The organism is Streptomyces sp. NPDC043738, assembly GCF_056436545.1.
In genome coordinates this window covers 132,142-148,181 of record NZ_JBWKCJ010000022.1, presented here as the reverse complement: position 1 = coordinate 148,181, position 16,040 = coordinate 132,142, and the positions used below count along the sequence as shown (strand labels likewise).

Annotated in this window: 18 protein-coding genes; 13 read left to right on the top strand and 5 right to left on the bottom strand. The window is 72.1% G+C overall.

Going from position 1 to position 16,040, the window contains the following annotated elements:
• Positions 1-166: 166 nt before the first annotated feature.
• Positions 167-1,768 carry an oxidoreductase gene (locus tag AC0680_RS26420; RefSeq protein WP_478633188.1) on the bottom strand — a complete coding sequence of 534 codons (1,602 nt, stop codon included), beginning with the start codon at positions 1,766-1,768 and terminating at the stop codon, positions 167-169.
• 272 nt (positions 1,769-2,040) lie between these two features.
• Between AC0680_RS26420 and hisD the strand changes: the two genes are divergently transcribed.
• The 8 genes from hisD to hisF are packed head-to-tail and all read left to right on the top strand — an operon-like array spanning position 2,041 to position 7,828.
• Positions 2,041-3,366 carry a histidinol dehydrogenase gene (gene hisD / locus AC0680_RS26415; RefSeq protein WP_478633186.1) on the top strand — a complete coding sequence of 442 codons (1,326 nt, stop codon included), beginning with the start codon at positions 2,041-2,043 and terminating at the stop codon, positions 3,364-3,366.
• A gap of 8 nt (positions 3,367-3,374) precedes the next feature.
• Positions 3,375-4,517, top strand: a complete 1,143-nt coding sequence (locus AC0680_RS26410; protein WP_478633199.1) for a histidinol-phosphate transaminase — start codon at positions 3,375-3,377, stop codon at positions 4,515-4,517.
• A complete protein-coding gene (gene hisB, locus AC0680_RS26405; protein ID WP_393494084.1) occupies positions 4,514-5,107 on the top strand; it encodes an imidazoleglycerol-phosphate dehydratase HisB in 594 nt (197 codons plus the stop codon). Before AC0680_RS26410 ends, hisB begins: the two co-directional genes overlap by 4 nt.
• Before the next feature lie 4 nt (positions 5,108-5,111).
• A complete protein-coding gene (locus AC0680_RS26400; RefSeq protein ID WP_384442435.1) occupies positions 5,112-5,276 on the top strand; it encodes a hypothetical protein in 165 nt (54 codons plus the stop codon).
• Positions 5,273-5,923, top strand: a complete 651-nt coding sequence (gene hisH / locus AC0680_RS26395; RefSeq protein ID WP_478633183.1) for an imidazole glycerol phosphate synthase subunit HisH — start codon at positions 5,273-5,275, stop codon at positions 5,921-5,923. The genes AC0680_RS26400 and hisH overlap by 4 nt, the downstream gene beginning before the upstream one ends.
• Positions 5,924-5,931: 8 nt before the next feature.
• Positions 5,932-6,657, top strand: a complete 726-nt coding sequence (priA, locus tag AC0680_RS26390) for a bifunctional 1-(5-phosphoribosyl)-5-((5-phosphoribosylamino)methylideneamino)imidazole-4-carboxamide isomerase/phosphoribosylanthranilate isomerase PriA (RefSeq protein ID WP_468981712.1) — start codon at positions 5,932-5,934, stop codon at positions 6,655-6,657.
• A complete protein-coding gene (locus AC0680_RS26385; protein WP_478633180.1) occupies positions 6,654-7,067 on the top strand; it encodes a Rid family hydrolase in 414 nt (137 codons plus the stop codon). The genes priA and AC0680_RS26385 overlap by 4 nt, the downstream gene beginning before the upstream one ends.
• Positions 7,064-7,828 carry an imidazole glycerol phosphate synthase subunit HisF gene (gene hisF, locus AC0680_RS26380; RefSeq protein ID WP_478633177.1) on the top strand — a complete coding sequence of 255 codons (765 nt, stop codon included), beginning with the start codon at positions 7,064-7,066 and terminating at the stop codon, positions 7,826-7,828. Before AC0680_RS26385 ends, hisF begins: the two co-directional genes overlap by 4 nt.
• Before the next feature lie 49 nt (positions 7,829-7,877).
• On the opposite strand, the gene AC0680_RS26375 is transcribed toward hisF, so the two are convergent.
• Genes AC0680_RS26375 through AC0680_RS26365 form a run of 3 tightly spaced genes read right to left on the bottom strand, consistent with a single transcriptional unit; the run spans position 7,878 to position 11,330 of the window.
• On the bottom strand, positions 7,878-8,621 hold the full coding sequence (locus AC0680_RS26375; protein WP_478633175.1) for a succinate dehydrogenase/fumarate reductase iron-sulfur subunit: 744 nt from the start codon (positions 8,619-8,621) through the stop codon (positions 7,878-7,880).
• Complete coding sequence (locus tag AC0680_RS26370; RefSeq protein ID WP_478633172.1) at positions 8,618-10,567, bottom strand: fumarate reductase/succinate dehydrogenase flavoprotein subunit; 1,950 nt, start codon at positions 10,565-10,567, stop codon at positions 8,618-8,620. The genes AC0680_RS26375 and AC0680_RS26370 overlap by 4 nt, the downstream gene beginning before the upstream one ends.
• A 4-nt stretch (positions 10,568-10,571) precedes the next feature.
• A complete protein-coding gene (locus AC0680_RS26365; protein ID WP_478633171.1) occupies positions 10,572-11,330 on the bottom strand; it encodes a succinate dehydrogenase in 759 nt (252 codons plus the stop codon).
• A 95-nt stretch (positions 11,331-11,425) separates the two neighbouring features.
• Here AC0680_RS26365 and AC0680_RS26360 point away from each other — a divergent pair, with 95 nt between their 5' ends.
• Complete coding sequence (locus AC0680_RS26360; RefSeq protein WP_478633170.1) at positions 11,426-12,370, top strand: LysR family transcriptional regulator; 945 nt, start codon at positions 11,426-11,428, stop codon at positions 12,368-12,370.
• Between the two features lie 9 nt (positions 12,371-12,379).
• The gene (locus AC0680_RS26355) at positions 12,380-13,012 is read left to right on the top strand and encodes a TIGR03085 family metal-binding protein (protein WP_478633167.1); all 633 of its coding nucleotides are present in this window, start codon (positions 12,380-12,382) and stop codon (positions 13,010-13,012) included.
• A gap of 164 nt (positions 13,013-13,176) precedes the next feature.
• Here AC0680_RS26355 and AC0680_RS26350 read toward each other — a convergent pair whose 3' ends face one another.
• Positions 13,177-13,317, bottom strand: coding sequence for a hypothetical protein (locus tag AC0680_RS26350; protein WP_478633164.1), 141 nt, complete (start codon positions 13,315-13,317; stop codon positions 13,177-13,179).
• Positions 13,318-13,349: 32 nt separating this feature from the next.
• Here AC0680_RS26350 and hisI point away from each other — a divergent pair, with 32 nt between their 5' ends.
• From hisI to AC0680_RS26335, 3 genes are all read left to right on the top strand, one after another.
• Positions 13,350-13,736: a phosphoribosyl-AMP cyclohydrolase gene (hisI, locus tag AC0680_RS26345; RefSeq protein WP_384442402.1), complete on the top strand. Its 387-nt coding sequence runs from the start codon at positions 13,350-13,352 to the stop codon at positions 13,734-13,736.
• A gap of 11 nt (positions 13,737-13,747) precedes the next feature.
• A complete protein-coding gene (locus tag AC0680_RS26340) occupies positions 13,748-15,289 on the top strand; it encodes an anthranilate synthase component I (protein WP_478633160.1) in 1,542 nt (513 codons plus the stop codon).
• 67 nt (positions 15,290-15,356) lie between these two features.
• The gene (locus AC0680_RS26335) at positions 15,357-16,016 is read left to right on the top strand and encodes a TIGR02234 family membrane protein (RefSeq protein ID WP_478633157.1); all 660 of its coding nucleotides are present in this window, start codon (positions 15,357-15,359) and stop codon (positions 16,014-16,016) included.
• Positions 16,017-16,040: the final 24 nt, after the last annotated feature.

Genomic DNA, 16,040 nt, shown 5'->3' with positions numbered 1-16,040 from the left:
TTTACGTCCCACACCCCTGCCCCGCAGGGCCGTCACCTCCCGTGGGTGGGTGGGAAGACAGGCCGGTGGGGGCGTATCGGATCCGTCGGCTACCGCCGCAGGCGCAACGGCGGGACGGCGCACGGCGCCGCAGCCAAAAACGTGGGAAGCGGGCCAAGCGCAGCGGCTAGGCCCGCCGCAGCAGGCGCGACGCACCCGCGGCCACCGTCGTCGCCAGGACCCAGCCGGCGAGGATCAGTACGGCCGCCGCCCACTGGGCGGTGCCGCCCGGTTTCCAGGCGGCGCCCTGGTTGAGGTCGATCACCGGCAGCAGCAGGTCGAGGGCGTAGAGGTACGGGTTCCAGGGGGGTGCCTCGCCCGGTTTGAGGGGCGGTGGCGGGGACGTCGAGAAGTAGACCGTGCCGATCGCCCACAGGATGGCCATCCAGACCGCGGCCCGCCCGGGACGGTAGCCGTAGGCCACCGTCCAGTCCTGCAGAAAGCCCCAGGCCTTCGCCGCCAGCGGCAGCGTCTCGCGGCGTCGCCGCTGCTTGGCCAGCAGCACCTCCCGGGCGTCGGAGTCCTCACCGCTGCGGCGCAGCGAGGTGGCGAGCATCTCGTACGGCTCGGGCGCGTACTCGGGGGTCGCCGCGGCCACCCACTGCAGCCGCTGCGAGAGCGGGAAGTGGCCGCGCGGGATCAGCGTCTCGTAGGCGAAGCCGGCCATCCACAGCCCGCCCAGCCCCGGCCAGCTCGCCGACTTGTCGACGAGGTTGACCACCCGGGCGCCGGAGAGGATGACCCGTCCGCGCTGCGGCCGTTCACCGAGGAAGCGCAGCTCGGGGGTCTGGATGCGGCGCAGCGAGAGTTCCTGGTCGGACTCCATGATGAAGCGGGCGTGCTCGAGGTCCACGGCGTCGCCGAACCGTCCGTCGTCCAGCCGCATCCCGCCCTCGCACTCGAAGCGCTGCAAACGGGTGCCCCGCGAGGGGGTGTGCGCGATGCCGTAGGGGGGAGTGGCGCTGCTGGAGAAGGGGGAGTTGGCCAGGCCCGCGGCGGTCAGGTAGAGGGTGCGCTCGACGGTGAGCTGGGGGGCGTTCAGCGCCCGGCGGCCGAAGGGGTTGCTCAGATGGCTGCCGCGCAGGCTCAGCGAGACGCCGACGGTGGCGCCGCGCAGCGACAGCTCGCCGTAGGACTCCAGCATCTCGGCCTGGAGGTCCTGGGTGACGGTCAGCCCGTCCGCCATGATCGACCGGCCCTGGCGGTCCTTGTGGACGACCGTCTGGTTGAGCATCAGGTCGGTGCCGATGTGCGCGTCGGTGAGGCGGATGCCGGACTGCACGACGCAGCGGGGCAGGTGGAGGTCTCCCTCGGTGTGCAGCCGGGCCGCCTCCAGCCGGGGTATCGCGCAGTTCACCAGCCGCAGCGTGGTGAACCGGCTCTCCGGCAGCACCACCTCGGCCTCGAAGCGGCAGTCCCGCAGCTCCACGAATGGCTCGATCGTGCCGCCCGCAACGTCGAGAGTGTCCGTGATGTACGCCCCGGTGAGCTTGAGCGCCGACACCCGGCCCGGCTGCGCGGGCGGCCCGTCGAGCAGCAGCAGCGCCACGACCCGGGCCCGCACCCGGCGCTCGGGACCCCACAGATGCTGCCCGTGCGGATCGTCGCGCACCGGGTCGCCGATGTGCAGATCGCAGGTGCTGCCGTTGCGGAAGGCCTGCCACATGCTCCATTCCGCCGACGTCAGTCGCAGGTCGGCGGGCGCGTCGCCGTCCCTGGGCTCGGTCACTGTGTCCCCCTTGCCATCCCGTGGTGTGTCGCGACCTGTTCGGACGCACTTCGCGCGTGGTCTGCGCGCGGCACCGCACACGTCCCGCAGGTCTCCCCGTGCGCCGCTACGTGGCCCTTGCCCGCCCCGTGACTGCTTGAACACGCGTGGTCAGGGCCAACTCCGGTCAACTTCACGGGGCCGGGTGACCGTGCGTCCGGGCCGTGCGTCGCTGTGTATCACTGAGTGATACGGCGGCTCGGGCCAGGGAGCGGGTCTGAGACACTGGGGAGGTGATCTCCCGAATCGATCTGCGCGGTGACGCCCTCCCCGAGGGTGGCGCCCTGCGCGACCTGCTGCCCCGTGCCGAGTTCGACGTGGAAGCCGCCCTGGAGAAGGTGCGGCCCATCTGCGAGGACGTACGCCATCGCGGCACCGCGGCGCTGATCGAGTACGCGCGGCGGTTCGACGGTGTCGAGATCGAGCGGGTACGGGTTCCCGCCGAGGCCCTCAAGACCGCCCTGGAGGAGCTGGATCCGGCCGTCCGCGCCGCCCTGGAGGAGTCCATCCGGCGCGCCCGGACCGTCCACCGCGAGCAGCGCCGCAGCGACGTCACCACCAAGGTCGTCCCCGGCGGCACGGTCACCGAGCGCTGGGTCCCCGTCGAGCGGGTGGGGCTGTACGTACCGGGCGGCCGCTCGGTCTACCCCTCGTCCGTCGTGATGAACGTGGTCCCCGCGCAGGAGGCCGGCGTCGAGTCCCTGGCCGTGAGCTCGCCCCCGCAGGCGGACTTCGAGGGCCTGCCGCACCCGACGATCCTGGCGACCTGCGCGCTGCTCGGCGTGGACGAGGTCTATGCCGCCGGCGGCGCCCAGGCCATCGCGATGTTCGCCTACGGCACCGAGGAGTGCCCGCCCGTCAACCTCGTCACCGGCCCCGGCAACATCTACGTCGCCGCGGCCAAGCGCCTGCTCAAGGGCCGGATCGGCATCGACTCCGAGGCCGGGCCCACCGAGATCGCGATCCTCGCGGACGACACCGCCGACCCAGCGCACGTCGCCGCCGACCTGATCAGCCAGGCCGAGCACGACCCTATGGCCGCCGCCGTCCTGGTCACCGACTCGGTCGCGCTGGCGGAGAAGACCGAGCAGGAGCTCGCACCGCAGATCGCGGCGACCCGGCACGTCGAGGACCGGATCGCCCCGGCCCTGGCCGGCCGGCAGTCCGCCATCGTCCTGGTCGACGGCATCGACGAGGGCCTGCGGGTCGTGGACGCCTACGGCGCCGAGCACCTGGAGGTCCAGACCGCCGACGCCGCCGCGGTGGCGGCCCGGGTCCGCAACGCCGGCGCGATCTTCGTCGGCCCGTACGCCCCGGTCTCGCTCGGCGACTACTGCGCCGGCTCCAACCACGTCCTTCCCACCGGCGGCTGCGCCTGCCACTCCTCGGGGCTCTCCGTGCAGTCCTTCCTGCGCGGCATCCATGTCGTGGACTACACCCGCGACGCACTGGCCGAGGTCGCCCACCACGTGGTGACCCTCGCCGAGGCCGAGGACCTCCCGGCCCACGGCGCGGCGATCAAGGCAAGGTTCGGCTGGAAGGTCCCCCAGAGCAAGTGAGCAGGCACGTGACCCGCATCGACGATCTCCCCATCCGGGACGAGCTGCGCGGCAAGTCCCCCTACGGCGCCCCGCAGCTGGACGTGCCGGTACGCCTGAACACCAACGAGAACCCCTATCCGCTGCCCGAGCCGCTGGTCGCCCGGATCGCCGAGCGGGTGACCGAGGCCGCCCGGCAGCTCAACCGCTACCCCGACCGCGACGCGGTCGAGCTGCGCACCGAACTGGCCCGCTACCTCACCCGCACCGGCGGCCACGAGGTCGCCATGGACCAGGTCTGGGCGGCCAACGGGTCGAACGAGATCATCCAGCAGCTGCTGCAGACCTTCGGCGGCCCGGGCCGCTCGGCCATCGGCTTCGAGCCCTCGTACTCCATGCACGGCCTGATCTCGCGCGGCACGGGCACGGAGTGGATCTCCGGCCCGCGCAACGACGACTTCACCATCGACGTGGCGGCGGCCCGGCAGGCCATCGCCGAGCGCCGGCCCGACGTGGTCTTCGTCTGCTCGCCCAACAACCCCACCGGCACCGCCGTCGAGGCGGAGACGGTGCTCGCGCTGTACGAGGCGGCGCAGGCCGCCAAGGCCGACACGGCCGGGGCGCTGGTGGTGATCGACGAGGCCTACGGCGAGTTCAGCCACCGCCCCTCGCTGCTCCCGCTGATCGAGGGCCGGCCGAATCTGGTGGTCTCGCGGACCATGTCCAAGGCGTTCGGGGCGGCCGGCCTGCGGCTGGGGTACCTCGCCGCCGACCGGGCCGTGGTCGACGCCGTCCAGCTCGTCCGGCTGCCGTACCACCTCTCGTCGGTCACCCAGGCCACCGCCCTGGCCGCGCTGGAGCACACCGATACGCTCCTGAAGTACGTCGAACAGCTCAAGGCCGAACGGGACCGCCTGGTCACCGAGCTGCGGACGATCGGCTGCGAGGTCACCGCCTCCGACGCCAACTTCGTGCAGTTCGGCCGATTCGACGGCGAGGGCGGCGCCCACGCCGCCTGGCGGGCGATCCTCGATCAGGGCGTACTGGTCCGTGACAACGGCGTACCGGGCTGGCTGCGGGTCACCGCAGGCACCCCGGCCGAGAACGACGCGTTCCTCGACGCGGTTCGCACGCTGTTCAAAGAACGCAGCTTGAAGGAGAACGAGCGATGACCCGCGTAGGACGCGTGGAGCGCACAACGAAGGAAACGTCCGTGCTCGTCGAGATCGACCTCGACGGCAGGGGCGAGGTGGACGTGGCGACCGGCGTCGGCTTCTACGACCACATGCTCGACCAGCTCGGCCGGCACGGCCTGTTCGACCTCAAGGTCAAGACCGACGGCGATCTGCACATCGACACCCACCACACCATCGAGGACACCGCCCTCGCGCTGGGCGCCGCCTTCAAGCAGGCCCTCGGCGACAAGTCCGGCATCTACCGCTTCGGCAACTGCACCGTCCCGCTGGACGAGTCGCTCGCCCAGGTGACCGTCGACCTCTCCGGCCGCCCGTATCTGGTGCACACCGAGCCGGAGAACATGGCGCCGATGATCGGCTCGTACGACACGACGATGACCCGGCACATCTTCGAGTCCTTCGTGGCGCAGGCCCAGATAGCGCTGCACATCCACGTTCCCTACGGCCGCAACGCCCACCACATCGTGGAGTGCCAGTTCAAGGCGCTGGCCCGGGCCCTGCGCTACGCCAGCGAGCGCGACCCGCGCGCCGCGGGCATCATTCCCTCCACCAAGGGAGCGCTGTAGTCCCGTGAACGGTCTGTCCACCGTCTTCATCCTCGTCGGCCTGTTCCTCCTCGGCGGCGTCTACTCCTTCTGGAAGCAGCAGCTGCCCAAGAGCCTGATCGTGCTGCTGTCCGTCGGCTCGGCGATGTGCCTGGTAGCCGGCGTGCTGCGGCTGGAGGTGTGGAATTGACCGCCGCCGCACCCCGTAAGAAGGTCGTCGTCTTCGACTACGGCTTCGGCAACGTCCGCTCCGCCGAGCGCGCCCTGGCACACGTCGGCGCCGACGTGGAGATCACCCGGGACTACGACCGGGCGATGAACGCCGAAGGGCTGCTGGTCCCCGGCGTCGGCGCGTTCGCCGCCTGCATGCGCGGACTGCGCGAGGCCCGCGGCGACTGGGTCGTCGGCCGCCGGCTGTCCGGCGGCCGCCCCGTGATGGGCATCTGCGTCGGCATGCAGATCCTCTTCGGCCGGGGCATCGAGCACGGCGTGGAGACCGAGGGCCTGGACGAGTGGCCCGGCACCGTCGGCCCGCTGAAGGCCGACGTCGTCCCGCACATGGGCTGGAACACCGTCGACGCCCCCGAGGGCTCGCGGCTCTTCGCCGGCCTGCCCGCCGACACCCGCTACTACTTCGTGCACTCCTACGCGGTGCACGACTGGGAGCTGGAGGTCGGCAACCCGCACATCGCCGCTCCGAAGGTCACCTGGGCCACGCACGGCGAGCCGTTCGTGGCCGCCGTCGAGAACGGCCCGCTGTGGGCCACCCAGTTCCACCCCGAGAAGTCCGGCGACGCCGGCGCCCAGCTCCTGACCAACTGGATCAACACCCTGTGAGCCCCCAGATGCCGAAGCTTGAACTCCTCCCCGCCGTCGACGTCCGCGACGGCCAGGCCGTCCGCCTGGTCCACGGCGAGTCCGGCTCCGAGACCTCCTACGGCGACCCGCTCCAGGCGGCCCTCGCCTGGCAGCGGGCCGGCGCCGAGTGGCTGCACCTCGTCGACCTCGACGCGGCCTTCGGCACCGGCGACAACCGCGCGCAGATCGCCGAGGTCGCCCGCTCCATGGACATCAAGGTCGAGCTGTCCGGCGGCATCCGCGACGACGACTCGCTGGCCGCCGCCCTGGCCACCGGCTGCACCCGCGTCAACATCGGCACCGCGGCCCTGGAGAACCCCGAGTGGGTCGCCAAGATCATCGCCGAGTACGGCGACCGGATCGCGGTCGGCCTGGACGTACGCGGTACGACGCTGCGCGGCCGCGGCTGGACCCGCGACGGCGGCGACCTCTACGAGACGCTGGCCCGCCTGGACTCCGAGGGCTGCGCCCGCTACGTCGTCACCGACATCAACAAGGACGGCACCCTCCAGGGCCCCAACCTCGACCTGCTGCGCAACGTGTGCGCCGCCACCGACCGCCCGGTCGTCGCCTCCGGCGGCGTGTCCTCCCTCGACGACCTGCGGGCGATCGCCTCACTGGTGCCCGAGGGCGTCGAGGGCGCGATCGTCGGAAAGGCGCTCTACGCCAAGGCGTTCACGCTGGAGCAGGCCCTGGAGGCCGTGGCGTCATGAGTGGCGTACGCCGCTTCACGGCCGGCGACCCGCGGACCGAGGACCCCTGGGCGGACGCCTTCGGCCGCTCCCGCGCGGTGGAGCTGCCCAACGGCCTGGTGCTGGTCTCCGGCTGCACCTCCGTCATCGACGGGCAGGTCGTCGCCGCCGACCCCTACGAGCAGGCGGTCACCTCCTTCCAGGCCGCGCTGTCGGCGCTGGAGCAGGTCGGTCTCGGCCGTGACGACGTCGTACGCACCCGTATGTACCTGACCCATGCCCGGGACGTGGACGAGGTCGGACGCGCTCACAAGGAGCTGTTCGACTCCGTCCGCCCCGCCGCATCCATGATCATCGTCTCCGGCTTCGTCGACCCCCGCCTGGTCGTCGAGGTCGAACTGGAGGCGTACAGAGAGGCCCCCGCGTCATGACCCTGGCCGTACGAGTCATCCCCTGCCTGGACGTCGACAACGGCCGGGTCGTCAAGGGCGTCAACTTCCAGAACCTCAGGGACGCCGGCGACCCCGTCGAGATGGCGAAGATCTACGGTGAGGAGGGCGCCGACGAGCTGACCTTCCTCGACATCACCGCCTCCTCCGGCAACCGCGAGACCACCTACGACGTGGTCCGCCGCACCGCCGAGCAGGTCTTCATCCCGCTCACCGTCGGCGGCGGCGTCCGCACCCCCGAGGACGTCGACAAACTGCTGCGCGCGGGCGCCGACAAGGTCGGCGTCAACACCGCCGCCATCGCCCGCCCCGAGGTGATCCACGAGATCGCCGAGCGCTTCGGACGCCAGGTGCTGGTGCTGTCCGTCGACGCCCGCCGCACCGACGCCGGCACCCCGTCCGGATTCGAGGTCACCACCCACGGCGGCCGCCGCGGCACCGGCATCGACGCCGTCGAATGGGCCCACCGCGCCGCCGAGCTGGGCGCCGGCGAGATCCTGCTGAACTCCATGGACGCCGACGGCACCAAGGACGGCTACGACGTCGAGATGATCGAGGCCGTCCGCAAGCACGTCACCGTCCCGGTGATCGCGTCGGGCGGCGCCGGGAAGCTCTCGGACTTCGCCCCGGCCGTCGCCGCCGGCGCCGACGCCGTACTGGCCGCCTCCGTCTTCCACTTCGGTGACCTGCGCATCCCCCAGGTCAAGGACGCACTGCGGGAGGCGGGCCACCCGGTCCGCTGAAAGCACGCGGCGCGGCCGGAGGAGAACCCCGGCCGCGCCCCGGTACCGCTCAGCGCCCCTTGCGCGCCGCCCGGACGAACTCGCGGTTCATCCTGGTGATGCTGAACAGCGGGATGCCCTTGGGGCAGGCCGTGGCGCACTCGCCGGCGAGCGTGCAGCCGCCGAAGCCCTCCTCGTCCATCTGCGCCACCATGTCCAGCACCCGGCTCTCCCGCTCGGGCGAGCCCTGCGGCAGCACGTTGAGGTGGTTGACCTTCGCGGAGGTGAACAGCATCGCCGCGCCGTTCGGGCAGGCCGCCACGCACGCGCCGCAGCCGATGCACTCGGCGTGCTCGAAGGCGAAGTCGGCGTCCGGCTTGGGCACCGGCGTCGCATGCGCCTCGGGCGCGGCACCGGTCGGCGCGGTGATGTAGCCGCCGGCCTGGATGATGCGGTCGAAGGCCGTGCGGTCGACCACCAGGTCCTTGACGACGGGGAAGGCCGAGGCGCGCCACGGCTCGATGTCGATGGTGTCGCCGTCCTTGAAGGACCGCATGTGCAGCTGGCAGGTGGTGGTGCGCTCCGGGCCGTGCGCGTCGCCGTTGATGACCAGCGAGCAGGCGCCGCAGATGCCCTCGCGGCAGTCGTGGTCGAAGGCGACCGGATCGTCGCCCTTGAGGATCAGCTCCTCGTTGAGGGTGTCGAGCATCTCCAGGAACGACATGTCCTGCGAGATGCCGTCCACCTCGTACGTGGACATGGCGCCGGGGGCGTCGGCGTTCTTCTGGCGCCAGACGCGCAGGGTGAGCCTCATGCGTAGCTCCGCTGGGTGGGGTGGACGTACTCGAAGACCAGGTCTTCCTTGTGCAGGACGGGGGCGTCGCCGGTGGCGGTGAACTCCCAGGCGGCCGCGTAGGAGAACTCCTCGTCCTGGCGGGCGGCCTCGCCGTCGGGAGTCTGCGACTCCTCGCGGAAGTGGCCGCCGCAGGACTCGGCGCGGTGCAGCGCGTCGAGGCACATCAGCTCGGCGAGCTCCAGGTAGTCGACGATGCGGTTGGCCTTCTCCAGGGACTGGTTGAACTCCTCGCCGGTACCGGGCACCTTGATGCGGCGCCAGAACTCCTCGCGGATCTGCGGGATGCGGTCCAGGGCCTTGCGCAGACCCTCGTCGGTGCGGGCCATACCGCAGAACTCCCACATCAGCTCGCCGAGTTCGCGGTGGAAGGAGTCCGGGGTGCGGTCGCCGTCGACGGCGAGCAGCCGCGCGAGCCGCTCCTCGGTCTCCCGCACGACCTCGACGGTGGCGGGGTGCTCGGCGTTCACCTCGTCCTTGTGCGGGTTCCTCGCGAGGTAGTCGTTGATGGTGGCCGGCAGCACGAAGTAGCCGTCGGCCAGGCCCTGCATGAGGGCGGACGCGCCGAGCCGGTTGGCGCCGTGGTCGGAGAAGTTGGCCTCGCCGATCGCGAACAGGCCGGGGACGGTGGTCTGCAGGTCGTAGTCGACCCACAGCCCGCCCATCGTGTAGTGCACGGCCGGGTAGATCCGCATGGGCACCCGGTACGGATCCTCGTCGGTGATCCGCTGGTACATGTCGAAGAGGTTGCCGTACTTGGCCTCGACGGCCTTGCGGCCCATGCGCTGGATGGCGTCGGCGAAGTCGAGGTAGACCCCCTGCCCGCCGGGCCCGACGCCCCGGCCCTCGTCGCACACGTTCTTCGCGGCCCGCGAGGCGATGTCACGGGGCACGAGGTTGCCGAACGACGGGTAGATGCGCTCCAGGTAGTAGTCGCGCTCGTCCTCGGGGATCTGGTGCGCCGGACGGGTGTCCCCCTTGGCCTTGGGCACCCAGATCCGTCCGTCGTTGCGCAGCGACTCGCTCATCAGCGTCAGCTTCGACTGGTGGTCGCCGGTGCGCGGGATGCAGGTCGGGTGGATCTGGGTGAAGCACGGGTTGGCGAAGTAGGCGCCGCGGCGGTGCGCCCGCCACGCGGCGGTGGCGTTGGAGTTCATGGCGTTCGTCGAGAGGTAGAAGACGTTGCCGTAGCCGCCGGACGCGAGGACGACGGCGTCCGCGAAGTAGGTGTCGATCTTGCCGGTGACCAGGTCGCGGGCGACGATGCCGCGCGCCTTGCCGTCCACGACGACGAGGTCGAGCATCTCGGTACGGGGGTGCATCTCGACGTTGCCCGCCGCGATCTGCCGGGACAGCGCCTGGTAGGCGCCGAGCAGCAGCTGCTGCCCCGTCTGGCCCCGGGCGTAGAACGTCCGGGACACCTGCACCCCGCCGAACGACCGGGTGTCGAGCAGCCCGCCGTACTCACGGGCGAACGGCACGCCCTGGGCCACGCACTGGTCGATGATCTCGACGGATATCTGCGCGAGCCGGTGCACATTGGATTCCCGCGCCCGGAAGTCGCCGCCCTTGACGGTGTCGTAAAACAGCCGGTGCACCGAGTCGCCGTCGTTGCGGTAGTTCTTCGCCGCGTTGATGCCGCCCTGCGCGGCGATGGAGTGCGCCCGGCGCGGTGAGTCCTGGTAGCAGAACTGCACGACGTGGTAGCCCTGTTCGGCGAGCGTGGCGCCCGCCGAGCCGCCCGCCAGGCCGGTGCCGACGACGATGACGGTGTGCTTGCGGCGGTTGGCGGGGTTGACCAGCTTCGCCTCGAAGCGGCGGGTGTCCCAGCGCTCGTTGACGGGTCCGGACGGGGCCTTGGTGTCGACGACCGGCTCCCCGGTCGCGTACTGCGAGTACGTGGTCATGGATTCAGCTCACCAATCCGCTCATGACGCCCACGGGCACGGCGACGAAGCCGAGCGTGAGCAGTACGGCGAGGACGTTGCCGGCGGTCTTCAGGGCGCGGTCGCGGGCGCGGCTGCCGACGCCGAGGGTCTGCGCGGCGCTCCAGAACCCGTGCTGGATGTGGAAGCCGAGGGCGACCATCGCGACGATGTAGACGACGTTGCCGTACCAGGTCGAGAAGGTGTCGACGACGTTCTGGTACGGGTGCCCGGCCTGGAAGCCGTTCGGGTGCACCGTGCCGGTCGTCAGGTCCAGGACGTGCCACACGATGAACAGGCCGAGGATGATCCCGCCCCAGCGCATGGTGCGGGTGGCGTAACTGGCGCGCGGCCGCTTGTGCACGTAGTTGCCGGGGCGCGCCTTGATGCCGCGGCGGCTGAGCTGGTACGCGGACGTGGCGTGGGCGACGACGGCGGCCACGAGGACGACGCGGATCAGCCACAGCGTCCACTCGTAGTGCATGAAGGGCTCGCCGACCGTGCGCAGCCAGTGCGCGTAGTGGTTGAACTCGCCCGACCCGAAGAAGATCTTCAGGTTGCCGATCATGTGGACGACCAAGTAGAGCAGCATGATCAGTCCGCTGACGGCCATCACCGTCTTCTTGCCGACGGACGAGTCCCAGAACGCCCGCCCGCCCGTCGCCCGGCCACCGCCTCTCACGGAGCGCTGTCGTGCGCGATTCTCCTTCGACGGCCGTCGTTCCGTCCGTGTGTCCAGTGCCATGGGTCCCGACGGTAGGGACCGGGCTACCCATCAGTCCAAGACATGGTCCGGCTCATCTCCATAGGCCAGGCCTATCGATGCTTTACATTCGCCTTATGCAGCTGCAGCAGCTCCGCTACTTCACCGCCGTGGCCGACACCCGCCACTTCACCCGCGCCGCCGAGCGCGAGCACGTCGCCCAGCCCTCCCTCTCCCAGCAAATCCGCTCCCTGGAAAGGGAGTTGGGCGCCGAGCTGTTCCACCGCGCCCGCGGCCACATCACCCTCACCGACGCCGGCGAGACCCTGCTGCCGCTCGCCCGGCGGATCCTCGCCGACACCGAGACCGCCCGCCGCGAGGTGCAGGAGGTCGCCCAGCTGCGCCGCGGCCGGCTCCGCCTCGGTGCCCCGCCCAGCCTCTGCGCCAGCCTCGTCCCCGACGTCCTGAGCGCCTTCCACGCCACCTATCCCGGCGTCGACCTGCTCGTCACCGAGGACGGCTCGCAGGACCTCGTCCGCGCGCTGGCCGACGGCGAACTGGACCTGGCCCTGATCATCACCCCGCTCCCGGACCAGGCCCCGGCGCTGGCCACCTCCGACCTGCTGCGCGAGGAACTCGTCGTGGTCTCCGCACCGGACCGGCCCGCCCCACCGGGCGGGCGCCGCACCCGCATCCTGGTCGAGGACCTCCGCGGCCGCCCACTGGCGATGTTCCGCCGAGGCTACGACCTGCGGGAATTCACCACCGCCGCGTGCCGCGCGGCCGGCTTCGAACCCACCTTCACCGTCGAGGGCGGCGAGATGGACGCGGTCCTCGGCTTCGTACGGGCCGGGCTCGGCATCGCCGTCGTCCCCAGCATGGTCGCCGAGCGCTCCGGGCTGCGCGTCACCCGCTTCGCGACCCCCGGCATGCACCGCGTGGTCTCCGTCGCCCACCGCGGCGACGTCTCCCCGCCGCGCGCCGCCCGCGAGCTGGAGCGGATCCTGCGGCAGCGCCTCGAACCGGGGGCCCTGAGCGCCGGGGCGCGCGGCGCCGTGGCAGGTGATCCGGCCCGGTCGTAGGCTGGCGGCATGTCGACCCATGCCAAGCGTGAACGGCTCCTTCTCGCCGACCTGTTGGAGAGCGCGGGACCCGAGGCGCCGACCCTGTGTGAGAACTGGACCGCGCGGGACCTGGCCGCGCACGTGGTGGTGCGCGAGCGGCGCGCCGACGCGGCCGGCGGGCTGCTGGTCAAGCCGCTGGCGGCCCGGCTGGGGCGGGTGCAGGCGGAGTTCGCCGCCAAGCCGTACGAGGAGCTGATCCAGCTGATCAGGACCGGGCCGCCGCGGTTCTCGCCGTTCTCGCTGAAGCAGGTCGACGAGGCGTCCAACACGGTCGAGTTCTACGTCCACGCCGAGGACGTGCGGCGGGCGCAGCCGGACTTCGGCCCGCGCGAGCCGGACCCGGTCTTCGCCGACGCCCTGTGGTCCAGGCTCGAACGGATGGCCCGGCTGCTCGGCCGCAAGTCGCCGGTGGGGCTCGTGCTGCGGCGGCCGGACGGCCGGACCGCGGTGGCGCACCGCGGCACCCCGGTGGTCACCGTCGTCGGGGAGCCGGGCGAGCTGACCATGTTCGCCTTCGGCCGGCAGCAGGCCGCCGAGGTGGAGCTGGAGGGGGACAAGGAAGCGATCGAGCGGCTGATGGCGGCCAAGCTGGGGGTGTGAGCGGGGCGGGGGCCGGGGGCACCCGGGGCGGGGGCACCCAGGGGGTGGTCGAACGCATCCCGTAGGGGGTGCGGACGCCCCCTGCGGGGCCACAACGCGGCGGGTGTGGGGCGTATTCCGGGCCCCGCGGGCGGACGAGGGGACGTCGCGGACACGGACACCCCCTACGTCCGCAGCACCACCACCGCCACCACCACGGCCACCACCAGCGCCGCCACGAACACCGCCGCCAGCACCAGCGCCGCCACCCGCGCGGCGCGGTCCGGATCCGGCGGCGGTGGTGGCACGGGCGGCGAAGGAGGCATGTCTGCAGGATGCCGCACGGCACAATGGACCCATGACCAGCAGCCGCACCACCGCCGCCGACTCCCTGTTGGACCCCGCCGTCGCCGCCCGCCTCAAGCGCGGCGCCGACGGCCTGGTCCCCGCCATCGCCCAGCAGTACGACACCGGCGAGGTGCTGATGATGGGGTGGATGGACGACGAGGCGCTGCACCGCACCCTGACCACCGGGCGCTGCACGTACTGGAGCCGCAGCCGCCAGGAGTACTGGGTCAAGGGCGACACCTCCGGCCACTTCCAGTACGTGAAATCGGTGGCGCTGGACTGCGACGCGGACACCGTCCTGGTCAAGGTCGACCAGGTCGGCGCCGCCTGCCACACCGGCGCGCGCACCTGCTTCGACGCGGATGTGCTGGCCACCGAGGCCGACCGGGACCAGTAGGCTCCGCTGCCATGACCACGGGAACCACCGGCACCGCCAATCCGGACCTCGACACCTTCCGCACCCTCGCCAAGGACCGGCGGGTCATCCCCGTCACCCGGCGCCTGCTCGCGGACGGCGACACTCCGGTCGGGCTCTACCGCAAACTCGCCGCCGAGCGCCCCGGCACCTTCCTGCTGGAGTCCGCCGAGAACGGCCGCACGTGGTCGCGCTACTCCTTCATCGGCGTCCGCAGCGCCGCCACCCTGACCACCCGCGACGGACAGGCGCACTGGCTCGGCACCCCGCCGGTCGGCCTCCCCACCGACGGCGACCCGCTCGACGCGCTGCGCGCCACCGTCGAGGCGCTGCACACCCCCCGCGACCTCATCGAGGACGCGGGGCTGCCGCCGTTCACCGGCGGCATGGTCGGCTACCTCGGCTACGACGTCGTACGCCGCCTGGAGAAGATCGGCGACAGCACCACCGACGACCTCCGGCTGCCGGAACTGAGCATGCTGCTCACCTCCGACCTCGCCGTCCTCGACCACTGGAGCGGCACGGTCCTGCTGATCGCCAACGCGATCAACCACAACGACCTCGACACCGGCATCGACGAGGCCTACGCGGACGCCGTGGCCCGCCTGGACACCATGGCCGACGACCTGGCCCGGCCCGCGCACGCCAGTGCCGCGGCCCTGCCGCCGTCGCAGGTCCCGCCGTTCACCGTCGAATGGGGCGGCGCCGCCTACCAGGAGGCCGTCGAGGACGTCAAAGAGCGCATCCGGGCCGGTGAGGCCTTCCAGGTCGTGCCCTCCCAGCGCTTCGAAACCCCGTGCACGGCAAGCGCGTTGGACGTCTACAGGGTGCTGCGGGCCACCAACCCCAGCCCGTACATGTACCTCTTCCGCTTCGAGGGCGGCGACGGCCCGGACAGCGCCTTCGACGTGGTCGGCTCCAGCCCCGAGGCGCTGGTGAAGGTCGAGGCCGGCCGTGCCATGGTCCACCCCATCGCCGGCACCCGCCCGCGCGGCTCCTCCGTCCCGGAGGACCAGGCCCTGGCGGACGAGCTGATGGCCGACCCCAAGGAGCGCGCCGAGCATCTGATGCTGGTCGACCTGGGCCGCAACGACCTGGGCCGGGTCTGCGAGCCGGGCAGCGTCGAGGTCGTCGACTTCATGTCCGTCGAGCGCTACAGCCATGTGATGCACATCGTCTCCACGGTCACCGGAACGGTGGCCGAGGGCCGTACCGCCTTCGACGTGCTCACCGCCTGCTTCCCGGCCGGCACCCTCTCCGGCGCCCCCAAGCCGCGCGCCATGCAGATCATCGAGGAGCTGGAGCCGACCCGGCGCGGTCTGTACGGCGGCTGTGTGGGCTACCTCGACTTCGCGGGGGACTCCGACACCGCCATCGCGATCCGCACGGCACTGCTGCGCGGCGGCACCGCCTACGTCCAGGCGGGCGCCGGCGTGGTCGCCGACTCCGACCCGGTGGCCGAGGACACCGAGTGCCGTAACAAGGCGGCCGCGGTGCTGCGCGCGGTCTACACGGCGAACCACCTGGGGAAGTAGCCGGCCGCGCGGCCCGGTGCCACCCCGCGCGCCGGGCCGTGCCGGCCGGTGCGCGATAGTGGTACGCGTGAGTGCCGCACCCCAGACCCCCACAGACGCCGCGCCCGCCCCCGCGCCGGCGCCGGCCCCCGCGCCCCGCAACGCCAGGCGCAGCCTGGCCCTGGCCCTGCTGGCCGGCGCGGCCGGCGCGGGCCTGGCGCTGCTGGCCTCCGGCCGCATCTGGGCCCGGGGCTCCGCGGTGCTGGCCCAGGGCGAGCTGCCGCGCACCGTGACCGGCGCGGACGTCACCGGCGTGCCCGGCGCGCTGGCCGTCGTCGGCCTGGCCGCGCTGGTCGCGGTCTTCGCGGTCCGCCGGGCCGGCCGGATCGCGGTGGCCGCGCTGCTCGCGCTCAGCGGCGCCGGCGTCGTCGCCGCCGCGGTGCTGGGCAACGCCGACACCTCGGCGCTGCGCGAGAAGGCCGCCACCGCGGTCGGCCTGACCGGCGCCGATGTGCATCACGTCACGCACACCGGCTGGCCGTGGGTGGCCGCGGCCGGCGGCCTGCTGCTGCTGATCGCCGGGCTGCTGGCGCTGGTGTACGGGCGCCATTGGCCTGCGATGTCGGGCCGATACGAGCGCACGCCCGGCGGCGCCCGGGGTCCGCGGCGCGCCGCGGCCGCCCCGGATCCGGACCGTCCGGAGGAGATCTGGAAGTCCCTGGACCGCGGCGAGGACCCCACCCGGTAAGGGGGGCCGCCGCGGCATCGGTGA

Bases quoted from the DNA above. Each gene is read 5' to 3' on its own strand.
- hisB (WP_393494084.1), top strand. From the start codon at position 4,514: ATGACCCGCGTAGGACGCGTGGAGCGCACAACGAAGGAAACGTCCGTG.
- priA (WP_468981712.1), top strand. From the start codon at position 5,932: ATGCCGAAGCTTGAACTCCTCCCCGCCGTCGACGTCCGCGACGGCCAG.
- AC0680_RS26385 (WP_478633180.1), top strand. From the start codon at position 6,654: ATGAGTGGCGTACGCCGCTTCACGGCCGGCGACCCGCGGACCGAGGAC.
- hisF (WP_478633177.1), top strand. From the start codon at position 7,064: ATGACCCTGGCCGTACGAGTCATCCCCTGCCTGGACGTCGACAACGGC.
- AC0680_RS26375 (WP_478633175.1), bottom strand. From the start codon at position 8,621: ATGAGGCTCACCCTGCGCGTCTGGCGCCAGAAGAACGCCGACGCCCCC.
- AC0680_RS26370 (WP_478633172.1), bottom strand. From the start codon at position 10,567: ATGACCACGTACTCGCAGTACGCGACCGGGGAGCCGGTCGTCGACACC.
- AC0680_RS26365 (WP_478633171.1), bottom strand. From the start codon at position 11,330: ATGGCACTGGACACACGGACGGAACGACGGCCGTCGAAGGAGAATCGC.
- AC0680_RS26360 (WP_478633170.1), top strand. From the start codon at position 11,426: ATGCAGCTGCAGCAGCTCCGCTACTTCACCGCCGTGGCCGACACCCGC.
- AC0680_RS26355 (WP_478633167.1), top strand. From the start codon at position 12,380: ATGTCGACCCATGCCAAGCGTGAACGGCTCCTTCTCGCCGACCTGTTG.
- AC0680_RS26350 (WP_478633164.1), bottom strand. From the start codon at position 13,317: ATGCCTCCTTCGCCGCCCGTGCCACCACCGCCGCCGGATCCGGACCGC.
- hisI (WP_384442402.1), top strand. From the start codon at position 13,350: ATGACCAGCAGCCGCACCACCGCCGCCGACTCCCTGTTGGACCCCGCC.
- AC0680_RS26340 (WP_478633160.1), top strand. From the start codon at position 13,748: ATGACCACGGGAACCACCGGCACCGCCAATCCGGACCTCGACACCTTC.